The sequence below is a fragment of the Pseudohaemophilus paraphrohaemolyticus genome, from assembly GCF_003253115.1.
Classification (GTDB): Bacteria; Pseudomonadota; Gammaproteobacteria; order Enterobacterales; family Pasteurellaceae; genus Haemophilus_A; species Haemophilus_A paraphrohaemolyticus_A.
The window spans coordinates 1-294 of the sequence record NZ_QEQF01000026.1 but is presented as its reverse complement, the minus strand read 5'-3'; the positions used below and the strand labels follow the sequence as shown (position 1 = coordinate 294).

1 protein-coding gene is annotated in these 294 nt (G+C 57.5%); it reads right to left on the bottom strand.

Annotation, left to right across the window (positions count from 1 at the left end; translation table 11 throughout):
- On the bottom strand, positions 1–294 hold a 294-nt coding region (locus tag DPV92_RS09755), incomplete at both ends, for a hypothetical protein (protein WP_192574199.1).

The following is a 294-nucleotide window of genomic DNA, read 5'->3' as shown; positions in this document are numbered from 1 at the left end:
CACCGGCCTTCGCGGTTTCTGCGTCAGCTTTAGCGGTTTCTGCACCAGCTTTAGCTGCTTCGGCTTTACCTTGTGCTGCCTCTGCACCGGCCTTCGCGGTTTCTGCGTCAGCTTTAGCGGTTTCTGCACCAGCTTTAGCTGCTTCGGCTTTTCCTTGTGCTGCCTCTGCACCGGCCTTCGCGGTTTCTGCGTCAGCTTTAGCGGTTTCTGCACCAGCTTTAGCTGCTTCGGCTTTACCTTGTGCTGCCTCTGCACCGGCCTTCGCGGTTTCTGCGTCAGCTTTAGCGGTTTCTG